The sequence below is a fragment of the Streptomyces sp. NPDC047886 genome (assembly GCF_043204435.1).
In the GTDB taxonomy this organism is placed as follows: Bacteria; Actinomycetota; Actinomycetes; order Streptomycetales; family Streptomycetaceae; genus Streptomyces.
This window is the reverse complement of the sequence record NZ_JBIDCF010000006.1, coordinates 435,737-461,546: the sequence shown is the minus strand read 5'-3', so window position 1 is coordinate 461,546 and position 25,810 is coordinate 435,737. Positions and strand designations below refer to the sequence as shown.

The window sequence follows — 25,810 nt, the reverse complement described above, 5'->3', positions numbered from 1 at the left end:
GTCGCGGTGTTCAGGCGCCGCCGGGCAGCGCACCGGACAGCTGGAGCAGATCGAGGAACCCGTCGATGCCGGGCGGTACGGGCCAGTCGGTGTCCCGCATCGCCGCGAGGTCGGTGGCCGCCCGTGCCGCCACGTCGGGTACTCCGGCGTCGACGGCCTTGGCCAGGACCGCCCAGCCGGCCTCCCAGCGTTCGCGGGTGAGCTCGCCCTGGACGGCCGCGACCACCGCGATGAGGAACGCGAGCTGCCGGTCGCCGCGTTCGGGCAGCGCGAAGGCGTCCGGGTCGGCGAGTACCCGGTCGGGGTCCGGCAGATCGAGGTGTTCCAGGTAGGAGAGCAGTTCGATGCCGGCCCCGTCCCCGACGGCCCCGGCGAGCGCGGCGGCCAGGGCCTCGCGTCCCGCGCCGGTCGCGTATCCGGCGGCGAGCAGGCGCAGTGCCATCTCCCAGGTGCGGGGCGACGGCCACGCCCGGCCCCGGCTCTCCGCGTCGGCGGGGATGTGGTGGACGAGCCCCGGCCTGGCGGTGAGGAAACCCGAGATCGCGCCGCGGGCCCGCGCGACGGCGCCCGGTGCCTTGGCCGGGTCGACCGTCGGGACGGTCGCCTCCGGCCAGGTGCCGGCCATGCCGCGCGCCACCGTGCGGGGGTCGTGGGTCCAGTGCAGGTGGACGAACCGGTTGGCGAGCGGCGGGCTCAGGTGCCAGCCGTCGGCGGCGCTCGACGGCGGGTTGGCGGCGGCGACGACGCGTACGGCATCGGGCAGGACGAGGCTCCCGACCCGCCGTTCGAGGACGACCCGCAGCAGCGCGGCCTGCACGGCGGGCGGCGCGGAGGAGAGTTCGTCGAAGAAGAGCAGACCGTGTCCGGCGCGGGTGAGCCGGACCGCCCAGTCGGGCGGGGCCATCGGGACGCCCGTGGTGGCCGGGTCGTCGCCGACGATCGGCAGGCCCGCGAAGTCGGACGGCTCATGGACGCTGGCGATGACCGTCTCCAGCGGCAGTCCGAGGCCGCCGGCGAGCTGTTCCAGGCCGGCCGACTTGCCGATGCCCGGCTCGCCCCACAGGAGTACGGGCTGGTTGGCCGTCACCGCGAGGGCGAGCGCCTCCAGTTGCGGGCTCGCGGCGGGCTCGGTCCGGATGACGCGGAGCCGCCGGTTGAGGTCGTCGGCGGCGGCCAGCGGGCCGTGGCCGGGGGTACGGGCCGTCGTGCTCACGCGTTCTCCTCCTGTTCTTCCTCGTCCTCCTCAGGGTCCTGCTCGTACTCCCACTCGTCCCACCAGTCGGCGCCGACGCCGGGGTGCTCGCGCTGCACCCGGTCCCGGAGGAACGCCAGGTCGGACCGCCGGTACTTGCGGATGACCTGGTCGAGGGAGAGCCCCATCCCGTCGACCACGTCGATCCGCGCGCCGGCCGCCAGCAGGGCCCGAACGAGCGCGGCGGAACCCCGGTCGGCGACCGCCGTGTACAGCGGGGTCCGTCCGAGGTGGTCGCACGCCTCCAGGTCCAGGCCGGCCGCCAGCAGCCGGGGCAGCAGCGTCTCGTGGTCGATGAGGTGCAGTACGTGGAGCAGGCCGCGCCCGGAGCCGTCCCGGACCCGGGGGTCGACGCCCGCGTCCAGGAGCTCCCGGACACCGGGGGTGTCTCCGTGCTGCGCGCGCAGGAACAGCTCCTGCCGCTGGGCGCGCAGCCCCCTGGGCAGCCGGCCCCGGCCCGACGCCCACACCTCCTGGACGGCGAAGCAGCCGGCGACGGCACCGCCGAAGGCGCGCAGGGCGCGTTCGCGGCGCTGCTCCTCGTCGGTGTGCGGCATGGTGAGGACGCCGCCCCGGGACTCCATCGGATGCCAGGCGCCGCGGCACCTGACACGGACGCGCTCGGGCGGAGTGGGGCCGGGCGGTCCGGCGGGTCCGTCGGTGACGGCGAGCGCGGGGAACAGCGCGCCGGCGACCAGGGGGTGCAGCCGCGCGGGCGCGATACCGCCGGCGCGCACGAGGTCGATGTCGGGGAGCCGCTGCCAGAGGGCTGCGGGCAGGAGGGGGACGCCCGCGCAGTCCTCCCTCTCGACGATGCCGACCCGGAGCCTGCCGGTGGGGCCGGGGTCGGTGAGCTCCAGCAGGACGGAGGTACGCCAGTCTTCGGCGACGCGGAAGCGGCCGCCCGCGCCCCGCCGCATCAGGAGCCGGATCTCGGGGGCGAGCCGGGTGAGGGCGAACGCGCGTCGGCGCAGCACCTCCTCGGGATCGACCCGGTACCAGCCGTGGGTGAGGGTCGTGGTCAGGTCGATGTCGAGGTCGATTCCGGCGGCGGCGAACGCGGCCGCCGTCTCACCGTTCTCGTGCAGCAGAGTGACCCATTCGGCGTGCGCCGCCGGATCGTCGTCGCCGGGGTCCGCGGACGGCAGTTCGGCGGTGACCAGCGGGGTGCCGTCGGGGTGGCAGAACGGGGATCTGACGGCGTTTCCCCCGCTCCGCTCCCGCAGTTCGGCGGCGTGGCGGGCGTCCCACAGGTGCCGGGCGGTCGTCCAGTCCGGCCGGGCGGCGCCGGAGCCGGCGGAGCGGAGGGGTGAGCAGCGCAGGGTGAGGCGTTGCGGTCCCTGGACCATCGGCGGGGTGGTGAGGTGCAGCCAGGGGGCGTCGGCGGCGCCGGGGACGCCGTACCGGGCGAGGACGACGGTCAGGTCGGGTTCGACGGTGCTGCGCCCGCCCATGACGCGGGGCAGGTGCCAGCGCAGCAGGTCGGGCGCGAGGTGGCGGAGGTCGTCGGCCAGGGTGGCCGCGACGTCGGTGCCGTGGCATGCGGCGATGTCGGACGGGTCGAAGGCGACATCGACATGGGCGGCCGCGCAGGCGCCCCGCCAGTCACCGGCCAGGCGGCGTTCGGTGGCGCGCTCGATCATCCACCGGGGGACCGCGTAGCGGCGCACGCGGCGCCAGTCCGCCGCGACGTCGGGTGAGAGGGGGCTCACCGGTAGACACTTCCTATCGCGCGGAGGTCGGGGTGGCTGGTGGCGGCCGGCCGCAGGAGCCGGGCGAAGGACCGCTTCACCTTGCGGGGCAGGCCGGGGCCGAGCCCCACGTACTCCAGGCGGGCCGCTCCGTCGGCGGCCGCGAGCAGCGCCTTCGCCCCGCGTCCTGTGAGGCCGGTGTGGCGTAGTTCCAGCCGGCGCAGCGGGGTGCCGGGCAGGGCGGCGGCGAGTGCGGCGGCCCCGGTGTCGCCGGTGGCGTTCGGGTGGGCGCCGAGGCTGCGTTCGGAGGGCGGGCGGCCGAGGTCGAGGGCTTCGATGCCGCCCAGGGCGTCGGCCAGCGCCTGTGCGCCGGCCGGGCCGATGCCGTTGCCGCCCAGGCCGAGGCGGACGGGACGGGCGGGGTCGGCGGCCGCCGCGAGGACGGCGGCGCCGTCGTCGCCGAGGTGGTTGGCGGGCAGGTACAGCTCGCGGACGCCCGCGTCGCGGATCAGCGCGGCGAGCAGCGGCGCGGCGTCGGCGGTCAGGCCGTTGCCGCCGATGAAGAGCCGTTCCAGGGGCCGGGGCCGCCCGGTGAGGGCGTCGAGCAGGGTGCGCAACGCACCGCCGGTGATACCGGTGTTGACGAGGTCCAGGGTGCGCAGGGCGGTGTTGCGGCGGAGCATCACGGCGAGCGTCCTGGCGCCTTCGTCGCCGACCGGGTTGCGCTTGAGCCACAGGGCGCGGACGGTGTCGTCGGACGCGAGCCGGTCGGCGAGGGCCGCGACTCCTCCGGGGCCGACGCGGTTGCAGCCGAGGTAGAGGGTGTGCAGGCCGTGCCCGTCGCTGAGGGCGTCGGCCACGCTGCGGGCGCCGTCGTCGCCGATGGCGTTGGTGCCGAGGAGGAGGTGCGCCGCCCAGGGGGACGCGGCCGCGACGGGCAGCAGTCTGGCCGCTCCCGCAGGGCCGAGGCCCTGCTTGCACAGGTCGATCCGCCCGTCGGCGCGGACGGTGCCCAGCGGAAACGCCTCGTCGGTGTGGACGGGCCGCGCGGAGGCGAGCCGGTCGAGGAGCGGGTCGAGGAGCGCGGGCGCGGCGAGCGGGATGCCGGGGTGCTCGATCGCCGGGCAGCGTAGGGGCGTTGGCTGCGTCATCACCACTCCACCGGTTTCCTTCGCCGGTGCCCGGCGCTCGATGTTCTCCCGGACGACGTCCTCCAGGACGGCGTCTCCGGGACGAAGGGGTGGCAAGACCGGTCGGATTCGAACCGACGTCCTCCAGCTTGCTGCGTGGGCGCGACGACCTCTGCGCTACAGCCTTGCCGCGCGTGATCATAGCGGCTGGCCAGCCCCGGTTCGATCACATGTTCATCAAGTCCGGGGCGGGCCGGCCGGCGGGGTGTCCGGCCGGTCTCGCGGTCAGGCGACCGCGTGCTCCAGCGTCTGGCGTACGGCGATGGCGTTGACCCGCAGGGTGAACTCGGCTGTGTCCTCCGGGGACAGCGAGCGGACCTTGTCGCCGTCCAGGGCCACCGTCGCGTTGAGGCAGAGGGCGACGGCGTAGAGGTGCTCCCCGGTCTCCTCGTCCTGGAGGGCGAACAGCAGGTTGTAGTAGTAGCTCGTGCCGCCGGTCGTCTCGCCGTAGAAGGTGAGATGCGTTCCGCTCTGCCCGCCCAGGCCGACGAAGGCGTCGGTGAGGGCGTGTTCGGCCTTGTCCCAGAAGCGGGTGTTGGCGAACGGATGGGTGAGGGCCTGGCGTACGGCGTCCTTGAGCGACAGCACCATGACACTGACGGGGGCGGTCTCCCGCAGGCCCCAGCCCCGGACGATGCGGACCGTGGAGGAGTGCGGGATCGCGCTCGCGGCCCTGCTGATCTCGCCGAAGTCGAAGTCGAGGGTGGCCGGTGCGATCGCGTGCTGGAAGGTGCCCTCGATGCCCCGCGCCTGCTCCAGGCAGGACGGGTCCACCTCGAAGACCGCCTTGAACGTCGTCTTCTCGGCAGCGGGCTGGTCGACCATGGTCGCTCCTCATGGGTCGGAAGGGGTCGCGCCGCCGCGGACAGTATGACGTCCGCTCAGGGAGCCGGTCCCCCGGCCCCCGCGTACCCGCCGGTACCCTCCTGCGGTCGCTTCCGGGGCCGTGCCGGCCGATCTAGCGTGGAAGCATGCGCGGGGACGTGGTGACGCTGTTCCTCTGCGGCGACGTGATGCTCGGACGCGGAGTGGACCAGATCCTGCCCCACCCCGGTGACCCGGCCCTGTGGGAGCAGTACATCGGCGACGCGCGGTCCTACGTGGAGCTGGCCGAGCGCGTGAACGGTCCCGTGCCGTACCCGGTCGACGCGGCCTGGCCCTGGGGCGACGCGCTGGAGGTGCTCGACGCGGTGTCGCCCGACGTCCGGGTGGTGAACCTGGAGACCGGTATCACGCGGAGCGACGCGTTCGCGCCGGGCAAGGCGGTGCACTACCGGATGCACCCGGCCAACATCGACGCGCTGACGGTGGCCCGGCCCGATGCCGTCGTCCTGGCCAACAACCACGTGCTGGACTTCGGTGTGCGGGGGCTGGAGGAGACGCTCGACACGCTGGAGCTCGCCGGTCTGCGGGCGGTGGGCGCGGGACGGGACGCCCGGCGGGCCCGGCGTCCCGCGGTGGTTCCCGTGGGCGGCGGTGCGCGGGTCGTGGTCCTCTCCTTCGGCATGCCGTCCAGCGGCATCCCGGACGAGTGGGCGGCGGGCGATGGCCGTGCGGGCGTGGACTTCGTCCCGGGGCCGTCCCCGGCCGCCGCCGCGGACATCGTCGGGCGGGTACGGGAGGTGAGGCGGCCGGGCGATGTGGTGGTGGCCTCCGTGCACTGGGGTTCCAACTGGGGCTACGGCATCCCGGGCGGGCAGATCCGGTTCGCGCACGATCTGATCGACGGCGGTGTCGACGTGGTGCACGGGCACTCGTCGCACCATCCGAGGCCGCTGGAGGTGTACCGGGACAGGCTCGTCCTGTACGGCTGCGGCGATCTGATCGACGACTACGAGGGCATCAGCGGCTACGAGGAGTTCCGGGACGACCTGCGGCTGCTGTACTTCGTCTCGGTGGAGGCGGAGACCGGCCGGCTCGTCGGTCTGCGGATGGCGCCGGTACGGCCCCGGCGGATGCGCCTCGTCCACGCGTCGGACGGTGAGCGCTCCTGGCTGCGGGCCACCCTGGACCGCGTCTGCCACGGCTTCGGCGTCCGTGTCGCCCTGGCCGCCGACGGCATGCTCACGGCGGGCCGCGGGGCCGCGCCGACCGGCGCCTGAAACGGCATCGGCGGGCCGTACGGGGTGCGTCCAGAAACCGTCCGGGAATTCTCCGCCTCATTGACAGTCGAGCCCGATCCGGTGAAATCCTGTGCCCGCCAGGCACCGAAGAACCGGAGAATCGAAGGGTTCACGGCTCAACCATTTCGCCGTGCATCCTTCCCCTTTCCCGATCTCCCCTTTTCCCCGAGGACACGGAGGAATCGTGTTGAGACGCTCGTGGTTCGCCGCGCTCGCGCTGCTGATGGTCGCCCTGTTCGGGTCGGCCGCCGCCGCACCGGCGGCCGCCGCCGCCGACGGAACCGACGCCCCGGCCGCGCAGCCGGCCCAGGTCCGCCCGGATCTCAACGGGCTGCGCCTGAAGAGTGTGAACGGTCCCGCGGTGTACCTGATCTTGGACGGAAAGCGCCGCCACATCCCGAATCCGGCCACGTACGACAACCTCTTCCGGGACTGGAACGGAATCCAGTCGGTCATCGACATCAACAGCATCACCGACGGCGGACCGCTCTCCGACGGCGCCGTTCTGGGCAAGTCACCGAACGGCCCGGAGGTGTATCTCATCAGTAACGGAGTCATGCGCTGGATCACGAGTCCGGCCGCGATGGACACGTACCACTTCGCCTGGGGCAAGATCGTGAACATCTCGGCCGTGGCCCTGTACTCGATCCCGACGGGCCCCTCCATCTCCTGATCCACCGGCGGTGCCGACCCTGCCCGTGGTGATCGAGTACTCGGCCGCAGGCTCGGTACCGCCTTCGTGCGCCGCACGGCCGCCGTCGCGACCGCGCTCACCCCGCTGGTGATCCGCCGTCCTTCGCGGCGGCGAGCGGAGCCGTCGCCCGCGCCGCCGGCAGCCAGACCGCGGCGGCCAGGGCGGCAGCGGCGGTGAGGACACCGGCGCCCTGAGCCGCCGTCACCATGCCGTCCACGAACGCCGTGCGGGCCGCGTCCCCGAACGCGGCCCGCACGGCGGCCGGCGCTCCGCCCGGCGCCGCCTGCCCCGCGACCACGTCATGGGCCGAGTCCGTCGACGCGAGCCGCTCGGCCGGTGTCCCGGCGAGCAGTTCGGGCATCCGGGCGGAGTACACCGCCGACAGCACCGACCCCTGGACCGCCACGCCCAGCGCCGAACCCACCTGGCGGGTGGCGTCGTTGACGGCCGAGCCCAGGCCCGCCCGTTCCCTGGGGACGGACGCCATGACCGATTCCGTACCGGCGGCCGCAGTCAGTCCGGCTCCGAAACCGGCGACGACCTCGAACAGGGCGATGCGCCCGTACCCGGAGTCCGCCGACGCCCCGGCGAGCACCACGAAGGCCAGCGACACGGTGCCGAGACCGAGCACCACCGGCAGCCGCACCCCGAACCGGGCGATCAGCGGCACTTCGACCGCCGCTCCCACCGCGAGGGCGAGCGGCAGCGGCAGCGTCCGACACCCGGCCTCCCACGGGCTGTGGCCCAGGACCTTCTGCAGGTGCAGCGAGACGAGGAAGAACGCGCCGAACAGCGCAAGCGACAGCAGGGCGAGGACCAGCGCCGCGACCCCGATCTCGGGTCGGCGCAGCAGCGGCAGCGGCAGCATCGGCGCGCCGCAGCGCGCCTGCTGCCGGACGAAGGCGGTGAGCAGGACGGCGGCCAGGACGAACGCCGTGGTCACCGGCGTACTGAGCCAGCCTCGCGCGGGCCCTTCGATGATGGCCCAGACGAGGCAGAGCAGGCCGAGAGCCGAGAGGACCATGCCGGTGACGTCCACGGGCTCCCGGTGTCCCGCCCGGGTGGCGGGCACGAACCGGAAGGCGAGGGCGACGGCCAGCGCGGCGAGCGGCAGGTTGACCCAGAACCCCGCGCGCCAGGAGAAGTGCTCGACGAGGAAGCCGCCGACGAGCGGGCCGGTCGCGCCGCCGAGCGCGCCCACCGCCGCCCACAGGGCGATGCCCTTGCGGCGTTCCTCCGGCCGGGCGAACAGATTGCTGATGATCGACAGGGTCGCCGGCATGAGCAGGGCCGCTCCGGCGCCCATGGCGAAACGGGCGCCGATGATCTGCGCCACGCTCGACGCAACGGCTCCCACGACGGAGGCCGCCGCGCACAGCACGAGCCCGGCCACGAACGCGCGGCGGCGGCCGATCCGGTCCGTGACGGCGCCGGTCGCCAGGACCGTGCCCCCCAGCACGAGCGCGTACCCGTCGATCACCCACTGGACCTCCGCCGTGGCGGCGCGCAGCTCACGCTGGAGGTCGGGGGCGGCCACGTTGAGGATGGTCAGGTCGAGGCCCAGCAGATACAGCCCGAGGCAGACGACGGCGGCGGCCGTCCACGGGCGCGCGGGCCGACGCGCACGCGATTGCGCGGGAGGATCGGCGGGCGGGCCCTTGAACGGATCAGCGGGCGGGGAAACCGGTCCAGGACCGGAGCTTTCGAGCGTCACGTATTGTCCCAGGAAATTCTGGACGGAGATGCGTCGTGCCGTCATGGTGCGGCAGGAATTCTCTGCGGACTGTATCCCACGCCGCACAATTCCCCGATACGGCAAGCCGGGTGCTTCGAATTCCCTTATTCCCGCAGTCCGGCCGTTCTATGACGCGCTCTGCCCGGTACCGCGATGTCCTTCGCGCCGCTGGTCCGTTGGTATAACCTGCCGGACGTGATGCCGTAGGGCATGACGTCCATTCGCCTATTCGTGTGAGGTCGACGTTGACCGACATCCATGAGCGCGTGGTGACCGAACTGGTCGCCAACTTCGATGTACAAGCGGAGGAAATCCAGCCCGAAACGCGACTCGGTGCACTGGATCTGGATTCTCTCGCCCTGCTCGAACTGAGTGTCATTCTCGAGGAGAAGTACGGCCTGCGGCTCGTGGGCACCGGGGACGAGGCGGGCGTCACGCTCACCACGAACGCCACGGTGGCCGATCTCGTGGCGTTCGTCGAGCGGTCCTTCGCCGCGAGCACTCCCGACACGGAGCCGGCCGCGCGGCCGGAGACCGCCGCCGCGACCGCCCCCGCCGCGACCGCTCCCGCGACGCCGCCCGCCGCGACCGCCGGGACGGCTTCGGCGACGGCTCAGGCGACGGCTCAGGCGACGGCTCAGGCATGAGACCCGACGATGTCGTCGTGACCGGCCTGGGCATGGTCAGCCCGGCCGGTATCGGTGTCGACGCCGCGTGGCAGGGCCTGTGCGCCGGTGTGTCCACGGCACGGACCGACCCGGAACTCGACGGCATGCCGGTCGACTTCTCCTGCGCGGTGGAGGGCTTCGACGCCCGCGCCGTGCTGCCCCGGCGGGCCTCGCGGATCGGTCGCTTCGTCCAGTTCGGGGTCGCCGCCGCCCGGGAGGCCGTACGGGGCGCGGGCCTGGACCCCGGCACCTGGGACGCCGACCGGGTCGGTGTCGTGATCGGGGTCGGCGCCTCAGCGACGGAAGCCTGGCTCGACCAGGCCGAGAAGGTGTCCACGGGACGCCCGGAGACGGTCTCGCCCCTCACCCTGCTGCGCAGCATCCCGAACATGGCGTCGGGGGAGATCGCCCTCGCGCTGACGGCCAGGGGCCCGAATCTGGTGACCAGTACGGCCTGCGCGTCCGGCGCCACGGCCATCGGTGTCGCCCGGGACCTGGTCCGCTCGGGCGCGTGCGACATCGTCGTCACCGGCGGTACGGAGGCGCCGCGGGCTTCCGCGCTGACAGCGCTGTGCTTCGCCCAGCTGACGGCGCTGTCGACGCGTCGGCTCGACCCGGCCGGCGCGTCCCGCCCGTTCGATGCGGACCGTGACGGCTTCGTGCTCGGCGAGGGAGCCGGCGTCCTGGTACTGGAGCGGGCGGAGCACGCCCGTGCCCGCTCCGCCGCCCCGCTGGCGGTGCTGGCGGGGTACGGCGCCTCGTGCGACGCGTACCACGCCACCGCGCCGAGCCCCGACGGTGCGGGCACGGTCGCCGCCATGCGTGCCGCTCTGACGGATGCGGGCCTCGGTCCGGCCGACATCGGCCACGTCAACGCGCACGGAACCGGTACCCGGCTCAACGACCTGGCCGAGGCCCGCGCGCTGCGCACGGTCTTCGCGCACGATCCGCCGGTGACGGCGCCGAAGAGCGTGATCGGTCACGCCATCGGGGGCGCGGGGGCGATGGAGGCCGTCATGTCCGTGCTGTCGCTGCGGCACGGGCTGATTCCCCCGACGGCCAACTACGAACGTCCGGACCCCGACATCGATCTCGACGTCGTGAGCAAGGTACCGAGGCGGGTGCCGGGGCTGCGCGCGGTGATGAGCAACTCCTGCGGTTTCGGCGGACACAACGCGGCGCTCCTGTTCACCGGCGCGTGACCGGCGTGGGCGCGGTCTCCCGGTCCCGGCACGTGCGCCCACCCGGCCGCCCCCTGGCCACCCGGCCGCACGCCACCACCCCCGGCCGCACGTCGCCCTCCGGCCGCATGGGGCCGCCTCAGCCGCGCGGTGGCTCCCCGGCCGCGCCGGGTGGGGGGAGGAGCCCCGTCAGCGTGACGTCGACCAGCCGCCTCACCGCCGCTTCGGACCGCAGGCCACCGGCTCCGGACAGGGCGTGCAGGCAGTAGTTCGCGAGTTCGCCGGGCGCGACGTCGCCCCGCAGGCGCCCGGTCGCGGCGACCTCGGTCAGCAGGTCGCCGAACAGGTCGACGAGCCGCTGCTCCGCGCGGGCGACGTGCTCGCCTCGGTGGAGCAGGGCGCCGAGTTCGTCCGTGCCGTGGCGGCCGCGGTGGTAGGCGATCAGCGCGTACGCCGTGAGCACCGCCTCGAGGCGCTCGGCCGGCTTGCCGGGGCGGTCCTTGAGGGCCGTGAGACGGGCGAGATGACCGGCGACGCGGCGCTCGTGATGGGCGGCGAGGATCGCTTCCACGTCCGGGAAGTACTTGTAGAGCGTCGCCCGCCCGATACCGGTCCGCTCCGCCACCTGCGTCATCGTCACCGACAGCAGCCCATGCTCGGTGACGAGCGACCAGGCGGTGTCCATGATGGCCTCACGGACCGTGTGGCGATGGGCCTCGATCGTCTCGTTCCAGAGCTTGGGCACCGGGCCAGTATACGTACCGCTGTTTCCATGACAGTCTGACGTATGAGAGACACCATGTCTCGCAAAACTGCTCCATGCGCACGATGTGATCCATGTGCTCCACGCGTCGGAGGAAGCTCATGAACGACCCCGTCCCGCCGCCCGCGCCGCGCTGGGTGAAGGTGTCCGCGATCGTCGCCGGCGTCCTGATCCTGCTGGCCGTCATCGCCCTGGTCACCGGTCTCGCCGGCGACGGCCACGGCCCGGGCAGGCATCTGGGCGGACTCGGCGCCGGAGCCGGTCCGGGTTCCGCCGCAGGCATCGTCGCGAGCGCCGGCGCGGGCCTGGGCGCCAGCGCGGGTGCGGGCGCGGGTGCGGGCCTGGGCGCGGCGGCCGGCGGTCACCCGTGATCATGCCGCCCCGGCTGCGCAAGGCCGTGCTCACCGCGCACGTCGCCACGTCGGTGGGCTGGCTCGGCGCGGTGGTCGCGTACCTCGCCCTCGACATCGCCGCCGTGACGGGTGAGGACACCGACGCGGTGCGGGGTGCGTACCTCGCGATGGACGTCGTGGTCCGGTACGCCATCGTCCCCCTGGCCCTCGCGACCGTGGCCATCGGGATCGTGAACGCCCTCGGCACGTCGTGGGGCCTGTTCCGGCACTACTGGGTCGTCGTCAAACTCCTGCTGACCGTCCTCGCCGCCGGGGTGCTGCTCATGGAGGCGCGGACCGTGGCCCGGCTGGCCGACGCGGCGGCGTCGGGCGCGGACCCGCTCGCACTGCCCGGCACCCTTCCGCACTCCGTCGGCGGTCTGGCGGTGCTGCTCGTCACGACGGCCGTCTCCGTGTTCAAGCCCCGGGGGATGACTCGGTACGGATGGCGCGAAACGCAGGCGGGTTCCCGGACGAACACCCCGGTTCCACCCACCGGGACGGGATGAGCCGCCGGTTTCCGAGCCGCCGTCAGGATGCCGGGCACGGGGGCCTGTCGTACCGGTTGAGCGTCGAAAAGGCTTCTGGTCGGCAACATCACGGCGACACGTCCGGCGCGGATACCACGCGTCACCCGCTGAAGCAACCTCTCCGGTCGGGGACTTGGCTGGTTATGATCGGCACCCCCACGCGTCACCGCAGCCGGACCGGCAGTCCCCCGGCCCTTCCCCGGGCCGTGCCGCGCCGGTCACCGGCCTGTCCCCGCTTCCGCTCCCGAGGGCTGATGTCTTCCATACGACCCGAAGGCCCACGTGGCCCGTCGACACCCCGTCGGCGGCGCACCGTGCGGCTGCGAACGCTGCTCATCCTGCTGGCGATCGTTCCCACCGTGGCGATGGGCACCCAGGTCGCCGTGACCGCGGACCGGCTGCTGAAGCAGTCGGAGCATCTGCGGGCCGACGTGGCGGCCGGTGAGCGGATCGGGCTGCCCCTGTACGAGCTGATGGTCGAGATGCAGGCCGAGCGCGCGACGACCGCGGCGCGCTGGGCGGGCTTCGCCGTCTCCGAGGACGCCGTGCGCGAGCAGCGGCTGGCCACGGACCGGGCCGCGACCGAGTTCCGCCGCTCGTCGGCGGGTGTCGGGGCGAGGTCCACGGAGGCGGACCGCAGGCTCCAGGAGATCGCGGAGAGCCTCGACGACCTGGACGCGTACCGCCAGCGCGCGGACGCCCGCATCGGCAGCCCCGACAGCACGGTCGTCTACTACACCGGCGCGATCGGCCAGATGATCCGCTTCTACCAGGACGAGTTCAGCCACTCCGAGGACGGCGAGCTCACCCAGGAGAGCAGGGTCGTCGTCACCCTGTTCGCGGCGGCGGAGATGCTGGCGCAGGAGGACACGATCCTCTCGCTCGCCGGTCCCTCCAGGGAGTTGACGACCTCCCGGTTCGCCGACTTCGTCAACGCCGTCGGCGCCCACAAGCATCTGTACGACCGGTGGATCGTGCCGTATCTGCCGCCCGACGAGAGCGACCTCTACGCGGCCCTCGTCGGCTCGGACGCCTGGCAGACGAAGACCCGTATCGAGAACGCGATCGTCTCCGAACACAGGGACGCCGACTTCGGTGTGCGGCTCCCCCGGGAGGTGGACGGCTGGGGCGCCGCGCAGGACTCCTGGGGGAAGCAGCTGGACAGATTGAACGAGGACCGTACGCGAGGGCTGCTCGCGCGGGCCGACGCGCGGGCGGCGGAGCTGGAGACCGAGGTCGCCTGGCTGATCGCCGTCAGCGGCGGCGCGCTGCTGCTGGTCGTCACGGTCGTCGTGGTCACCACCCGGTCGGTGCTGCGCAGGCTGCGCGTGCTGCACGAACGTACGGTGACGGTGGCCGAGCGGACGCTGCCGGGCGTCGTGGCGGAGCTCCAGCAGGGCCGGCCCGTCGACGCCGACGCGCTGCCCCCGGTGCGCGGCGAGCGGGACGAGGTCGGACGCATCAGCGACGCGTTCGCCCGGGTCGTCGCCGTGTCCGTCGACGGTCACCGGCAGCTGGCGGCCGAGCGCCACGGCTTCGGGATGTTCGCCGCCGGTATCGCCTCGCGCACCGGGAACCTGGTCAGCCGCCAGTTGACCCTCACCGAGGACCTCCAGGACGCCTTCGGAACCGACGAGGCGCTCCTCGCCCAGTTGATGCGATCCGACCAGTTGACGGTGGGCATGCGACGCCAGATCGAGAACCTGCTCATCCTGGCCGGCGGTGAGATCCCCGACCCGCACACCGAGCCGATGCGCGTCGCCGACCTGCTGCGCGAGGCCGCCGCCGAGGTGGAGGACTTCCGCCGCATCGACCGGCAGGCCCTGGACGAGGTCAGTGTGGACGCGCGCGTGATCAGCCAGATCAGCCATCTCCTGGCGGAACTGCTGGACAACGCCACGCGGTTCTCGCCGCCGCGGTCACGGGTCGTCATCCGGGCCGAGCTGGTGGGCGACGGGCTGTCGATCGAGATCGAGGACCGGGGCCCGAGGGTCACCGCCGCCACGTACGAGGAGATGAACCGGCGCCTGCACTCGGCGCCGCCGTACTCGGTCCTCGCGGAGAACGCGCACCGGCTCGGCCTGTTCGTGGTCGGTCACCTCGCCGACCAGCTGGGGGCCACCGTCACGCTGCGCCGCTCGGTGTTCGGCGGCACGTCGGCCGTCGTGATCATCCCCCGGGAGCTGCTCGTCCCGACCGAGCGGGAACCGGAGCCGCGGGCAGCGCGCCCGGCCGCCGCCGTGGAGCCCGCCCCGGTCGCGCCGACGTCGCCTGCCGGCGCCGCCGGGGAGGCCGTCGCCGTTCCCCGGACCGAGGAGGCGGGCGTCCGCGCGGACGGCAAGCCGGAACTGGTGCTGCACGTGGCGTCCGGGCTGCCGGTCCGGCGCACGACGCACGAGCGGCCGCGGCCGGCGGGGGGCGCCGAGCCCGTCCGGCCGGTCACCGGGGGCGGCACCGGCCGCCCGGCCCTCCCGGAGCGCGTACCCCAGACCCATATGGCCGAGCAGCTCCGCGAGCCCCGCGCGGCGGCCACGCCGGCCGACCGGGACACGGCGACCCCCGAGGAGGTGGCCGACGCCTGGGCCGACTACGAACACGGGACGAAGACAGTGGAAGAAGAGCTCCGACGGGATCAGCCATGACGACGACAACGAACGACATGATCTACAGCGTCCTGGACAACAATCTGAGCCGGATCGCCGGCATCCAGGGAGCCGTGCTCCTGTCCAACGACGGGATCAAGCTCAGCGCCTACCTGCTGGACCGCCCGCAGGCGGAGCGGATCGCCGCCGCGTCCTCCGGCATCGCGGCGACCATGAAGGCGATATCCCGGGATATCGACGGCGGCCGGGTGATCCGTCAACTGGTCGAGATGGACGACCGGTACCTGTGCATCGTCGGCTGCGGCGAGGGCAGCACGCTCATCGTCGTGACGTCCCGCAAGGCGCGGCTCGGTGAGCTGGGCGGCGAGGCCGTACGGACGGCGCAGGCGCTCGGCGAGTGGCTCGGCACACCCGAGCGCACCCAGGCGCCCCCGTCGTAATGGCCGATGAGCCGCGGCGCACGGGCCGCCGCCGGGCCCGGCTGTACGCCCTGACCGATGGTCGTACAGCCGTCCCGCACACCGTCCTCACCATGGACACCACGATCACGGCGGCGGTCGCGGAGGACGCCCAGGACGGTCTGCCCACGGAGTGGCGGACCATCCTCGCCATGTGCGCGCCACCGAACGGACGTGCGGTCGCCGAGATCGCGGCGCGGATGGGGATGCGCCTGACCCCGATGACGCTGCTGCTCGGCGAACTCGCCGACCGGGGGCTGATCCGCCACCGGCCGCCGCTGGAGGGGGCCGAGACCACCAATGTCCACCTGCTCATGAGAATCAGGGACAACCTTGCCCGGATATGACACCCCTGCCCAGGAAGCGGCCCCCGTCAAGATCCTGATCGCCGGCGGCTTCGGCGTCGGCAAGACGACCCTGGTGGAGACGGTCTCGGAGATCGAACCGCTGCGTACGGAGGAGCGGCTGACGGCCGCCGGCGTCGGTGTGGACGACCTCGACGGCATCGAGTCCAAGACGGCCACCACGGTGGCGATGGACTTCGGCCGGATCACCCTCGACGACGCGGGGGTCGTGCTGTACCTGTTCGGCACGCCGGGGCAGGAGCGCTTCTGGTTCATGTGGGACGACCTGCTGAACGGGGCGCTGGGGGCGATCGTCCTGGTCGACACCCGGCGCCTGGACCGCAGCTTCCCGGCCGTCGACTTCTTCGAGAGCCGGGGGCTGCCGTTCGTGGTCGGCGCGAACTGCTTCCACGGCGAGCAGCCCTACACGGCGGAGGAGATCCGGGCGGCCCTGCATCTGCGGGACCCCGAGACGCCGATCCTGATGCTGGACGCGCGCGCCCGCGGCGACGTACGGACCGCGCTGCTCGCCCTGCTCGACACGGTCATCGCCTCGGCGCGCACGGGAACGCCGGTCTGAGGCGGGGCACGCCGACGGCGTACGGGGCGGGTCAGCCCAGCCTGCGGAGCAGTTCGGCGGCGAGCGGCGCGGAGGACGCGGGGTTCTGGCCCGTGATCAGGTTGCGGTCGGCGACGACGTACGGGGCCCAGGGCTCCCCCTCCTGGAAGTCGGCACCGGCCTCGACCAGGCGGTCCTGGAGCAGCCACGCGGCCCGGTCGGCGAGCCCGGCCTGGGTCTCCTCGGTGTTGGTGAAGCCGGTCAGCCGGTATCCGGCCACGGCGGGGGAGCCGTCTTCGCGGACCGCGGCGAGCAGCGCGGCGGAGGCGTGGCACACCACGCCGAGCGGCGTGCCGGTCTCCAGCGCCAGGGTGAGCAGCCTGCCGGAGACGGCGTCGGTGGCGAGGTCCTCCATGGGGCCGTGTCCGCCGGGGTAGAACACGGCCGCGTAGTCGGCGAGTTCGACCTCGTCCAGCTTGACCGGCCGCTGGAGCTCGTCGATCGAGGCGAGCGTCGCGGCGATCCGGTCGGCGCCGGCCTGGCCGCCGTTGGCCTCCGGGGCGAGGCTCGCCCGGTCGACGGGGGGCACGACCCCGCCCGGCGTGGCGACCACGATCTCGTGGCCGGCCGCCTTGAACGCCTCGTACGGGGCGACGGCCTCCTCGGCCCAGAAGCCGGTCGGGTGCGTGGTGCCGTCGGCGAGGGTCCAGCGGTCGGCGCCGGTCATCACGAAAAGGATCTTCGACATGGTGAGGTCTCTCCGGGTGTCGGTCGTGCGGTCGTACACGACGGTAGGCCGGTTTCCCATAGGCATCCAATGAGAAATCCAATAGCCGCTATCGGTACTCCTATGGCATGGCACGGGGGCACGCCATAGGGCACGCATAGACTCTCCGCCATGGGCCATGAGGATTCCGATGGGGCGGGGACGGCGAAGGCGCCCGGACCCCGCGCGGCGCCGCAGCTCGATCTGAACCTGCTGCGCACCTTCCTCGCCGTGTACCGGGCGGGATCCTTCACCTCGGGCGCGCAGTTGCTCGGCCTCTCACAGCCCACGGTGACCACCCAGATCCGCGCACTGGAGGGGCAGACGGGCCGACGGCTGTTCGAGCGGCTGCCGCGTGGTGTCACGCCGACACCGGTCGCGGACGAGCTCGCGGCCCGGGTCGCCGCACCGCTCGACACGCTCGCGGCGGTCACCGGATCCGGTACGGCGGGGGACGGCCGCGCCAGGCCCGTGCACCTGGCGGGCCCCGCCGAGCTGCTGTGCGTCAGGGTGCTGCCCGCGCTGGCGCCGCTGGTGGCCGACGGAGTGCGGTTGCGGGTGTCCACCGGCCTGACCGATCCGCTCCTCGAGGAGTTGCGGACGGGCGGCCACGACCTGGTCATCGCCACGGTGCGGCCGCGCGGGCGGGCGCTGACCGCCGTACCCCTGATGGACGAGGAGTTCGTCCTCGTCGCGGCGCCCGTGTGGGCGGAGCGGCTCCGGGAGGGGCCGACCGCCGATGTGCCGACGGCGCTGCACGCCGTACCTCTGATCACCTACGCCGAGGACCTGCCCATCGCCCGCCGCTACTGGCGTCATGTCTTCGGCCGACGTCTCGGCTGCCCGGCCGCCGTCACCGTTCCGGACCTGCGGGGAGCCCTGTCGGCGGTCGCCTCGGGCGCCGGCTTCACGGTCCTCCCCCGCTATCTGTGCGAGGGCGAACTCGCCTCCGGCGCCCTCGTCCCGCTGTACGAGCCGGACGACCCGCCGATCAACACCGGCTATCTCGTGCAGCGCCCCGGCGCCTCCGACAATCCCCATGTCGCCGTGGTGCGCGACCTTCTGCTGCGCGCCGGCCGCGACTGGTGAGCGCCACCGGTCAGGCGGCGGCGGGGGTGAGTTCGGCCCGGCCGAACAGCAGGGCGTAGCCACGCGGCAGGCCGGCGAGGATCCGGCGGGTCAGGTCGTCCCCGGCCCGTTCCGCGATGACGGTGAGCACCGTGCCGGTGGCCCAGCGGGCCTCGGGAACGGTGAGCGGCGCGAGGGCCCGTGCGACGGACTCCACGAACCGGGGGGCGGACACGGGTTCGGTGAGCGGTATCTGCGCGGCGACGACTTCGCCCGCCTCGGGGGGCAGGAGCCGTACCAGTTCGCAGCGCTCTTCGCCCGTGACATGGCCGCCGAGCACGGTCAGTACGGCGCGCAGGACGCGCTCAGCCTCCGTGTCGGTGGCGTAGCGGCCGGTGGTGCGGATCCGGCGCACGAGTCCGTGCCATCTCATCCTGATGTACCCCTTCAGGTCGGTCGCGGGCTGCCGAGGAGGAGGTCGTAGCCCGGGGGAAGTTGCAGCAGTACGCGTTGCGTCAGGTCGTCGCCGGCCGCGTCGGCCACGGTGCTGAGGACCGCGCCCACGTCCCACGCGGCGGTCTCCTCGGTCGCTCCGTCGATCCACGCGGCGGTCGCCCGGACGAACCGCTCGGGCGTGAGCGGCTCGGCGGCCTGCAACGGGTTGAGCAGGATCAACGCGAAGGTCTCCGGCAGCCGTGCGGCGAGCTCGGCTCTCACCTCGCCCACGAGATGGGCACCCAGGAGGGCGAGGACCACCCTGGCCGCCCGTTCCGCCTCGTGCCGTGAGGGGTACTCGCCGCGCTCCTGGACCGCGTCCAGGAACGGCTCCCATCTCATCCGCATCGCGCCGCCCCTTTCCGGCCGGCGAGGGGCGGAGGCCCTCCGCCCCTCGGTGCGTTCCACGAGCGGGTGCCGGTCAGCCCTTGATCTCCTTGCGCCCGCTCTCGCCGGCCCTGATGGCGATCTTGCGCGGCTTGGCGCGTTCGGCGATCGGGATGCGCAGGGTCAGGACACCCGCGTCGTAGTCGCCCTTGATGTTCTCGACATCGAGGGTATCGGCCAGCATGACCTGCCGCGAGAAGACGCCCAGCGGACGCTCCGACAGCTCCATCTGTACGCCTTCGGCCCTGGCCTGCGGCCTGCGCTCGGCCTTCACGGTCAGCATGTTCCGCTCGACGTCCACGTCGATCGCGTCCGACGACACACCGGGGAGGTCGAAGGCGATCACATACTCGTCGCCCTCGCGGTACGCGTCCATCGGCATCGCCGTGGGCCTCGACCACGTGCCGGTCGAGCTCAGGAAGTGCTGGGCGATCCGGTCGAGTTCCTGGAACGGGTCGGTGCGCATCAACATCGGGAAACACCTCCAGTGGCTCAGGCAGTTCAAGCCAATGCGCTTCACCTGTATCCGTTGTAACATGTCATCGGAACGATGACAACTGCGATCGTCATCGGAGCGATGACGAGTGAGGCGGAATCGTGAAGCCGGCGGATCGGCCCCCGGATCGCCCTCGGGAGGGAGGCATCGTGAGCGAAGGTGACGAGCCGGCGCGGTGGACGCCCGCACCCGCCTCCTTTCTCGCGGCGGCGGCGGCGCTGAGCGCCATCGACCGTGCCGTACGCGCGGCCCAGGGCGCCCCACCGGCCGACGCCGCCTCCGGCCAGGACGACCCCGAGCCCGAGCCGCCCGGCCCCGAACAGGCCCTGGCCGCCCTGCTGCTGCTCCGGGAGGTACGGGGACAGCTCGCCGGATGGGAGCCCGGCCTCATCGAGACGGCCCGCGCCGCGGGCGCCAGCTGGGCCGATCTGGCGGGCCCCCTGGGTGTGACCAGCCGCCAGGCCGCCGAACGGCGCTATCTGCGGCTGAGGCCGGGCGATCACGGCGCCACGGGCGAGGAGCGGATCAAGGCCACCCGGGACCGCCGTGCCGCCGACCGCACCGTGACAGCCTGGGCACGGGGCAACGCGGCCGGGCTCCGCCAGCTCGCCGGGCAGATCACCGCGCTGGACGACCTCCCCCGGGGGGCCCGGACACCGGTGCGCGACCTCGCCCGCGCCCTCGCCGACGACGACGCGGCCGGGCTCGTCGAGCCGCTCGCCGACACGGGCCCGCACCTGCGGCGCCGGCACCCGGAGCTCGCCGCCCGCGTCGCCGACGTCACGCGCCGGGCCGACGAGCTCCGCCGGGCCAGCGACGACCACCGGCGCACGATCGGCTGAGCCGAGGCGAGCCGGGCAAGGCCGTCCCCAGCCGACCCGAACCGTCCCAGGTGGACCGGGCCGGGGTGGAGGCGAGCGATCCGGGCGCGCCAGAATCGGATACAACGGGAGAAGTCAGGGCATCTTGACAGGTGGAGACGTGCGTTCTCCGCACGTCCGCTGTGGGAGTGGACCGTCCGCTGAGCGGAGTGGGAGCCGGAACGTGCGCCGGAAGGTGAGCTGAGGAGAACGCGAGCTGAGGAGAAGGCGATGGCACGCGCAGTGGGTATCGACCTCGGTACGACGAACTCGGTGGTCAGCGTCCTGGAGGGCGGTGAACCCACGGTGATCACCAACACGGAGGGGGCCCGGACCACACCCTCCGTGGTCGGATTCGCCAAGAACGGCGACGTCCTGGTGGGTGAGGTCGCGAAGCGGCAGGCCGTCACCAACGTCGACCGCACCGTACGGTCCGTGAAACGGCACATGGGCGACGCCGGCTGGCACTTCCCCGATACCGGCGACATCGACGGCCGCCGGTACACCGCCCAGGAGATCTCCGCGCGGGTGCTCCAGAAACTCAAGCGGGACGCGGAGAGCTACCTCGGGGAGGACGTGCGGGACGCCGTGGTGACCGTCCCCGCGTACTTCAACGACGCGCAGCGGACCGCCACGAAGGAGGCGGGCGAGATCGCGGGGCTCAACGTGCTGCGGATCATCAACGAGCCGACGGCCGCCGCCCTCGCGTACGGGCTCGACAAGGAGAACGACCAGACGATCCTCGTCTTCGACCTCGGCGGCGGCACCTTCGACGTGTCGCTGCTGGAGATCGGCGAGGGCGTCGTGGAGGTGAAGGCGACCAACGGCGACACGCACCTCGGCGGCGACGACTGGGACCAGCGCGTCGTCGACCACCTGGCGCAGCGGTTCAAGAACGCGTACGGCATCGACCTGTCCAAGGACAAAATGGCCACGCAGCGGCTTCGGGAGGCGGCGGAGAAGGCGAAGATCGAACTGTCGGCGACGACGGAGACCACGATCAGCCTGCCCTACCTGAGCGCCTCCGCCGAGGGCCCGCTGCACCTGGACGAGAAGCTCACCCGCGCCCAGTTCCAGCAGATGACCGCCGACCTGCTGGAACGCTGCAAGGAGCCGTTCCACAACGCCGTCAAGGACGCGCGGATCAAGGTGTCCGACATCGACCATGTGATCCTGGTGGGCGGTTCGACCCGGATGCCGGCGGTCACGGAACTCGTGAGGGAGCTGACCGGCAAGGACCCGCACAAGGGCGTGAACCCGGACGAGGTCGTCGCCATCGGCGCGTCGCTCCAGGCCGGTGTCCTGAAGGGCGAGGTCAAGGACGTCCTGCTGCTCGACGTCACCCCGCTGTCCCTCGGCATCGAGACCAAGGGCGGCATCATGACCAAGCTGATCGAGCGCAACACGACGATCCCGACGAAGCGTTCCGAGGTCTTCACGACGGCCGAGGACAACCAGCCGTCGGTGCAGATCCAGGTCTACCAGGGCGAGCGCGAGATCGCGGCGTACAACAAGAAGCTCGGCATGTTCGAGCTGACCGGTCTGCCGCCGGCCCCGCGCGGCGTCCCGCAGATCGAGGTCGCCTTCGACATCGACGCCAACGGCATCATGCACGTGACCGCGAAGGACCTGGGCACGGGCAAGGAGCAGAAGATGACCGTCACCGGCGGCTCCTCGCTGCCGAAGGACGACATCGACCGCATGGTCCGCGAGGCGGAACGCCACGCGGACGAGGACCGGCGTCGCCGGGAGGCCGCCGAGACCCGCAACCAGGGCGAGCAGCTCGCCTACCAGACGGAGAAGTTCCTCAAGGACAACGAGGACAAGGTCCCCGGTGACGTGCGGACCGAGGTCGAGACCGCGCTCACCGAGCTGAAGGAGAAGCTCAAGGGCGAGGACACCGCCGAGATCCGCACCGCCACCGAGAAGGTCGCGGCCGTCTCCCAGAAGCTCGGCCAGGCCATGTACGCCGGCGCCCAGGCGGCCCAGGCGGCCGGCGGCGCGACCGCCGGTGACAGCCGGGCGGCGGAGGCGGAGGACGAGGTGGTCGACGCCGAGATCGTCGACGACGACCGGCAGCGGGGAGGCGGCGGATAGCACCCGGTACGCCCAGGCCGACCCCGGTACGGTGCGCGTCGGCGCGCCCGCGATGATCGCGCCGCCCGCGCCGGTCGCCCCGGCCCTGCCCGCCCCGAGGCCGGACGCGGGGCCCGGAGCCCCACCCCCGCCGAAGCGGGGAGCCGTGACCCGCAACCCGGATGCCGGGCCGGGTGCGCGCCCACGTTCCCCTGGGACGGCGGCGGCAGTGGCGGCAGGCACTCCGCCGGGAGCGGCCGCTCCCGGCAGCGGCGCCGGCGAGCGGACCGCCGGTCTGCGGCGCGTGCAGCACGAACGCCGCACCGACCGACCCCGCCGACGCCCCGCCGCCGGACTCGCCGCCGGACTCTCCGGCCGACCCGCCGACCGAGTGACGCGCGCGTGCGGGGCCGGGCCTCCCGGGGCGACCATGGAGGTGTCGGACAGGCACCGCGGCTGCGGCGCTGTGGCGCGGGCTGTGGAAGGGATTCGCGGTGGACACGACCGGCTCCCCCTACCCGGGCCCCGAAGAGGCGGACGCGGGCATCGGCGGTGCGACGCCCGACCCCTCATCCCGGAGCGCCCTGCTGGACGTCCTGAACGTGGCGGCCGTGGTCCTGGACGAGCGCGGACGGATCGTGCTCTGGAGCCCGCAGGCGCGGGACGTGTTCGGTTACACCGCCGACGAGGCCCTGGGGCGCTACGCGGCGCGGCTGCTGGTCCACGAGGAGCACATCGGCGTGGTCACGGAGCTGTTCGCCGACGTCATGCGCCAGGGCCACAGCTGGGCGGGGGTGTTCCCGGTGCGCCACAAGGACGGCGGCACGCGGCTCCTGGAGTTCCGCAACATGCGCCTGCGCGGCGAGAACGGCGATCTGTACGCCCTGGGGCTGGCCACCGAGCAGTCCACCCTGCGGCGGGTGGAGCGGGATCTGGCGCTGTCCACGCGGCTGATCGCCCAGTCGCCGATCGGCCTCGCGGTGATGGACACCGAGCTGCGGTTCGTCACCGTCAACCCGGCCCTGGCCCGTATCAGCGGGGTCCCGGGCGCCCAGCACACCGGCCGCCATGTCCGCGAGGCGCTGTCCTTCCTCGACGCCGAACTGGTCGAACCCGCGATGCGGCAGGTGCTGGAGACCGGTGTTCCCCTGGTCGACCAGAACATCGTCGGCCGTACGCCCACCGACCCCGACAACGATCACGCCTGGTCGGTTTCGTACCACCGGCTGGAGGCGGGCAACGGCGCGGTGATCGGTCTGGCGATCTCGGTCGTGGACGTCACCGACCGGCACCGGGCCGCGACCGAGGCGGCGCACGCCCGGCAGCGGCTTGCCATGGTCGCCGACGCCTCGGTGCTGATCGGTACGACGCTGGACCTGGAGCAGACGGCCCGCGAACTGGCCGCCATCGTCGTTCCCGACCTTGCCGACGTGGCCGCCGTCGACGTCCTGGACACGGCGCTGCGCAGTCCGGGAGCGCCCGGCTCCCCGCCGGCGGGACCCGCCCTGTTCCGGGCGCTCGCGGTGGCGTCGGCGCAGCCCACGGAGGCCGTCCGCGCGGCGGATCCGGTCGGGGACCTCACCTCGTACGAGGCCGACAGCCTGGTCGCGCGGTGCGTCGGCACCGGCACCCCGTTCCTGGTCCCCCGGGTCATGGGGGACGATCTGCGGCACATCGCCCGCGACCGCGAGGCCGCGGGTGTGCTCGGGCGGGCGGGGGTCCATTCGTATCTGGTGGTGCCGCTGATCGCGCGGGGCAGTGTGCTGGGGGTCCTGGACCTGAAGCGGATCGGCAACCCGCTGCCGTTCGACGACGACGACCTGGTGCTGGCCGGTGAGCTGGCCAGCCGGGCGGCCGTGTCGATCGACAACGCCCGCTGGTACCAGCGGGAGCACGACACGGCCCTGACGCTGCAGCGGTCGCTGCTGCCCAGCCGCCCCCCGCCGCAGCCGGGACTCGAACTGGCCTACCGCTACCAGCCGGCGGCGGCCGCCGGTGAGGTGGGCGGCGACTGGTTCGACGTCATCCCGCTCACCGGTGACAAGACGGCCCTGGTCGTCGGCGATGTGATGGGCAGCGGCGTGACGGCCGCCGCCACCATGGGCCAGTTGCGCAACACCACCCGGGCCCTCGCCGATCTGGACCTCGACCCGGCCGACCTGCTGGGCCATGTCGACCGGAGCACCACCGGCCTCGAACAGTCGACGGCCACCTGCGTCTACGTGGTCTACGACCCGCACCGGCGGGAGTGCCGGATGTCCACGGCCGGTCATCTGCCCCCGATCCGGGTGCCCGCGGACGGTGGCAGGCCGGAGCTGCTCGACCTGCCGCCCGGCGTGCCGCTGGGCGTCGGCGGGTTCCCGTTCCACACGGCGACCGTCGAGTTGGCGCCGGGTGATCAGCTCGTGCTGTACACGGACGGGCTGGTCGAGGTCCGGGACGAGTCGATCGACGCGCGCCTGGAACGGCTGATGGGCCTCCTGGACGATCCCGGCCGGCCGCTGAACCGGACGTGCGACCAGATCCTGCACACGATGCGCGGCCTGGACCACCACGACGACGTGGCTCTCCTGATCGCCCGTGTGCAGCCGCACCCTGGCAGTGGTGGCCCTCCATGACGAACCGGCCTCGACGCGGCCGGGGCGAACGGCGGGGCGCGGTCACCACCGCGCCGGGTCCACGGGGGTTCCAGTCGTCACCCGCGCCGGATCCACGGGGGCTTCAGTCGTCACCGCGCCGGCCGGCCACGTAGACGGTGTTCGTCGCGGTGCCGCCGCCCACCGGGTTCGGGAAGGCGACCACGTGGGCCTCCGGAGCGTCGAACACCTCGGCGAGCGTGGTGTGGAAGGCGTCGTCGGGCGGGTCGTTGGACCACAGGGCGAAGACGCCGCCCGGGCGGAGGCGCTCGGCGAGGGCCCGCAGCCCCGCCGGCCGGTAGAGCGCGGCGTGCCGGGGGTGCAGCACATGGCGGGGTGAGTGGTCGACGTCCAGCAGGACGGCGTCGAAGCGACGGTACGGGTCCTCGGGGTCCAGGCCGCGCGGGTCGGCGACGAGCGTGAAGAAGTCGCCCCGGACGAGACGGCACCGGGGGTCCGTGGTGAGGCCCGCGCCGAGCGGCACGAGCCCCCGCTCGTGCCACTCGATGACCTCGCCGAGCGCCTCGACCACGACCAGGGACCGCACCCGGGGATCGTCCAGGGCCGCCCTGGCGGTGTAGCCGAGGCCGAGGCCGCCGACGGCGACGTCGAGCCCGGTGCCGGGGAGCCGCGCCAGACCGAGCCGGGTGAGCGCGATCTCCCCCGCGGTGAAGAGGCTGGACATGAGGAACTCGTCGCCGAGCTTCACCTCGTACACGTCGTCGCCCGTGGCCGGGTCGCGTCGGCGCCGCAGGCTGATGTCGCCCATGGGGGTCGGGCGCCAGTCGATCTCCTGGAAACGCACGCTCATCGTTCGCCCTTCCGCGTCCGGCGCCTCACGTC

At 73.2% G+C, this 25,810-nt stretch carries 25 protein-coding genes and 1 tRNA gene; 14 read left to right on the top strand and 12 right to left on the bottom strand.

Annotated elements, in window-relative coordinates; all coding sequences use genetic code 11:
* Window positions 1–10: 10 nt before the first annotated feature.
* The 5 genes from ACGF5U_RS22580 to ACGF5U_RS22560 form a co-directional block, all read right to left on the bottom strand.
* Entirely contained in the window at window positions 11–1,213 is a 1,203-nt protein-coding gene (locus ACGF5U_RS22580) for a sigma 54-interacting transcriptional regulator (RefSeq protein WP_392711809.1), read from the bottom strand.
* Window positions 1,210–2,964 (bottom strand): ankyrin repeat domain-containing protein, encoded by a 1,755-nt coding sequence (locus ACGF5U_RS22575; protein WP_392711808.1) that lies wholly within the window; start codon window positions 2,962–2,964, stop codon window positions 1,210–1,212. Before ACGF5U_RS22575 ends, ACGF5U_RS22580 begins: the two co-directional genes overlap by 4 nt.
* A complete protein-coding gene (locus tag ACGF5U_RS22570) occupies window positions 2,961–4,094 on the bottom strand; it encodes a gala protein (RefSeq protein ID WP_392711807.1) in 1,134 nt (377 codons plus the stop codon). The genes ACGF5U_RS22575 and ACGF5U_RS22570 overlap by 4 nt, the downstream gene beginning before the upstream one ends.
* A gap of 90 nt (window positions 4,095–4,184) precedes the next feature.
* Window positions 4,185–4,260: transfer RNA gene (locus ACGF5U_RS22565), tRNA-Cys, on the bottom strand.
* 98 nt (window positions 4,261–4,358) lie between these two features.
* The gene (locus ACGF5U_RS22560; protein ID WP_392711806.1) at window positions 4,359–4,958 is read right to left on the bottom strand and encodes a Type-2Aa cytolytic delta-endotoxin; all 600 of its coding nucleotides are present in this window, start codon (window positions 4,956–4,958) and stop codon (window positions 4,359–4,361) included.
* A gap of 146 nt (window positions 4,959–5,104) precedes the next feature.
* Here ACGF5U_RS22560 and ACGF5U_RS22555 point away from each other — a divergent pair, with 146 nt between their 5' ends.
* Together ACGF5U_RS22555 and ACGF5U_RS22550 are read left to right on the top strand one after the other, a co-directional pair.
* Window positions 5,105–6,235, top strand: a complete 1,131-nt coding sequence (locus ACGF5U_RS22555; RefSeq protein WP_392711805.1) for a CapA family protein — start codon at window positions 5,105–5,107, stop codon at window positions 6,233–6,235.
* A 208-nt stretch (window positions 6,236–6,443) separates the two neighbouring features.
* The gene (locus ACGF5U_RS22550; RefSeq protein WP_392818882.1) at window positions 6,444–6,929 is read left to right on the top strand and encodes a hypothetical protein; all 486 of its coding nucleotides are present in this window, start codon (window positions 6,444–6,446) and stop codon (window positions 6,927–6,929) included.
* A 97-nt stretch (window positions 6,930–7,026) separates the two neighbouring features.
* Here the strand turns inward: ACGF5U_RS22550 and ACGF5U_RS22545 are convergent, their stop codons facing one another.
* Window positions 7,027–8,664, bottom strand: coding sequence for an MFS transporter (locus ACGF5U_RS22545; protein ID WP_392711803.1), 1,638 nt, complete (start codon window positions 8,662–8,664; stop codon window positions 7,027–7,029).
* A 266-nt stretch (window positions 8,665–8,930) separates the two neighbouring features.
* Here ACGF5U_RS22545 and ACGF5U_RS22540 point away from each other — a divergent pair, with 266 nt between their 5' ends.
* Both ACGF5U_RS22540 and ACGF5U_RS22535 read left to right on the top strand, forming a co-directional pair.
* Window positions 8,931–9,332, top strand: a complete 402-nt coding sequence (locus tag ACGF5U_RS22540; protein ID WP_392711802.1) for a phosphopantetheine-binding protein — start codon at window positions 8,931–8,933, stop codon at window positions 9,330–9,332.
* Window positions 9,329–10,555 carry a beta-ketoacyl-[acyl-carrier-protein] synthase family protein gene (locus ACGF5U_RS22535; protein WP_392711801.1) on the top strand — a complete coding sequence of 409 codons (1,227 nt, stop codon included), beginning with the start codon at window positions 9,329–9,331 and terminating at the stop codon, window positions 10,553–10,555. The genes ACGF5U_RS22540 and ACGF5U_RS22535 overlap by 4 nt, the downstream gene beginning before the upstream one ends.
* Before the next feature lie 118 nt (window positions 10,556–10,673).
* Here the strand turns inward: ACGF5U_RS22535 and ACGF5U_RS22530 are convergent, their stop codons facing one another.
* On the bottom strand, window positions 10,674–11,279 hold the full coding sequence (locus tag ACGF5U_RS22530; RefSeq protein WP_392711800.1) for a TetR/AcrR family transcriptional regulator: 606 nt from the start codon (window positions 11,277–11,279) through the stop codon (window positions 10,674–10,676).
* Window positions 11,280–11,398: 119 nt separating this feature from the next.
* On the opposite strand from ACGF5U_RS22530, the gene ACGF5U_RS22525 reads away from it, so the two are divergent.
* The 6 genes from ACGF5U_RS22525 (at window position 11,399) to ACGF5U_RS22500 (ending at window position 16,204) form a co-directional block, all read left to right on the top strand.
* Window positions 11,399–11,668 carry a hypothetical protein gene (locus ACGF5U_RS22525; RefSeq protein ID WP_392711799.1) on the top strand — a complete coding sequence of 90 codons (270 nt, stop codon included), beginning with the start codon at window positions 11,399–11,401 and terminating at the stop codon, window positions 11,666–11,668.
* A 2-nt stretch (window positions 11,669–11,670) separates the two neighbouring features.
* Complete coding sequence (locus ACGF5U_RS22520) at window positions 11,671–12,198, top strand: hypothetical protein (RefSeq protein WP_392711928.1); 528 nt, start codon at window positions 11,671–11,673, stop codon at window positions 12,196–12,198.
* A gap of 335 nt (window positions 12,199–12,533) precedes the next feature.
* Window positions 12,534–14,861 (top strand): nitrate- and nitrite sensing domain-containing protein, encoded by a 2,328-nt coding sequence (locus ACGF5U_RS22515; protein ID WP_392711798.1) that lies wholly within the window; start codon window positions 12,534–12,536, stop codon window positions 14,859–14,861.
* Window positions 14,858–15,262, top strand: coding sequence for a roadblock/LC7 domain-containing protein (locus ACGF5U_RS22510; RefSeq protein ID WP_392711797.1), 405 nt, complete (start codon window positions 14,858–14,860; stop codon window positions 15,260–15,262). Before ACGF5U_RS22515 ends, ACGF5U_RS22510 begins: the two co-directional genes overlap by 4 nt.
* Window positions 15,262–15,627 (top strand): DUF742 domain-containing protein, encoded by a 366-nt coding sequence (locus tag ACGF5U_RS22505; protein WP_392711796.1) that lies wholly within the window; start codon window positions 15,262–15,264, stop codon window positions 15,625–15,627. Before ACGF5U_RS22510 ends, ACGF5U_RS22505 begins: the two co-directional genes overlap by 1 nt.
* Window positions 15,614–16,204 (top strand): ATP/GTP-binding protein, encoded by a 591-nt coding sequence (locus ACGF5U_RS22500; protein WP_392711795.1) that lies wholly within the window; start codon window positions 15,614–15,616, stop codon window positions 16,202–16,204. Before ACGF5U_RS22505 ends, ACGF5U_RS22500 begins: the two co-directional genes overlap by 14 nt.
* Window positions 16,205–16,235: 31 nt before the next feature.
* Here ACGF5U_RS22500 and ACGF5U_RS22495 read toward each other — a convergent pair whose 3' ends face one another.
* On the bottom strand, window positions 16,236–16,931 hold the full coding sequence (locus ACGF5U_RS22495) for a type 1 glutamine amidotransferase domain-containing protein (protein ID WP_392711794.1): 696 nt from the start codon (window positions 16,929–16,931) through the stop codon (window positions 16,236–16,238).
* A 150-nt stretch (window positions 16,932–17,081) separates the two neighbouring features.
* On the opposite strand from ACGF5U_RS22495, the gene ACGF5U_RS22490 reads away from it, so the two are divergent.
* Window positions 17,082–18,038, top strand: a complete 957-nt coding sequence (locus ACGF5U_RS22490) for a LysR family transcriptional regulator (protein ID WP_392711793.1) — start codon at window positions 17,082–17,084, stop codon at window positions 18,036–18,038.
* Window positions 18,039–18,048: 10 nt separating this feature from the next.
* Here the strand turns inward: ACGF5U_RS22490 and ACGF5U_RS22485 are convergent, their stop codons facing one another.
* The 3 genes from ACGF5U_RS22485 to ACGF5U_RS22475 form a co-directional block, all read right to left on the bottom strand.
* Complete coding sequence (locus ACGF5U_RS22485; protein ID WP_392711792.1) at window positions 18,049–18,450, bottom strand: DUF2267 domain-containing protein; 402 nt, start codon at window positions 18,448–18,450, stop codon at window positions 18,049–18,051.
* Window positions 18,451–18,464: 14 nt separating this feature from the next.
* The gene (locus ACGF5U_RS22480; protein WP_392711791.1) at window positions 18,465–18,860 is read right to left on the bottom strand and encodes a DUF2267 domain-containing protein; all 396 of its coding nucleotides are present in this window, start codon (window positions 18,858–18,860) and stop codon (window positions 18,465–18,467) included.
* Window positions 18,861–18,933: 73 nt separating this feature from the next.
* Window positions 18,934–19,371 carry an Hsp20/alpha crystallin family protein gene (locus ACGF5U_RS22475; protein ID WP_392711790.1) on the bottom strand — a complete coding sequence of 146 codons (438 nt, stop codon included), beginning with the start codon at window positions 19,369–19,371 and terminating at the stop codon, window positions 18,934–18,936.
* A gap of 173 nt (window positions 19,372–19,544) precedes the next feature.
* On the opposite strand from ACGF5U_RS22475, the gene ACGF5U_RS22470 reads away from it, so the two are divergent.
* The 3 genes from ACGF5U_RS22470 to ACGF5U_RS22460 all read left to right on the top strand — a co-directional run bounded on the left by ACGF5U_RS22470 (window position 19,545) and on the right by ACGF5U_RS22460 (window position 24,949).
* On the top strand, window positions 19,545–20,237 hold the full coding sequence (locus ACGF5U_RS22470) for a type III effector protein (RefSeq protein WP_392711789.1): 693 nt from the start codon (window positions 19,545–19,547) through the stop codon (window positions 20,235–20,237).
* A 249-nt stretch (window positions 20,238–20,486) separates the two neighbouring features.
* Complete coding sequence (gene dnaK, locus ACGF5U_RS22465; RefSeq protein WP_392711788.1) at window positions 20,487–22,352, top strand: molecular chaperone DnaK; 1,866 nt, start codon at window positions 20,487–20,489, stop codon at window positions 22,350–22,352.
* 473 nt (window positions 22,353–22,825) lie between these two features.
* The gene (locus ACGF5U_RS22460; RefSeq protein ID WP_392711787.1) at window positions 22,826–24,949 is read left to right on the top strand and encodes a SpoIIE family protein phosphatase; all 2,124 of its coding nucleotides are present in this window, start codon (window positions 22,826–22,828) and stop codon (window positions 24,947–24,949) included.
* A gap of 103 nt (window positions 24,950–25,052) precedes the next feature.
* On the opposite strand, the gene ACGF5U_RS22455 is transcribed toward ACGF5U_RS22460, so the two are convergent.
* Window positions 25,053–25,778, bottom strand: a complete 726-nt coding sequence (locus ACGF5U_RS22455) for a spermidine synthase (RefSeq protein ID WP_392711786.1) — start codon at window positions 25,776–25,778, stop codon at window positions 25,053–25,055.
* Window positions 25,779–25,810: the final 32 nt, after the last annotated feature.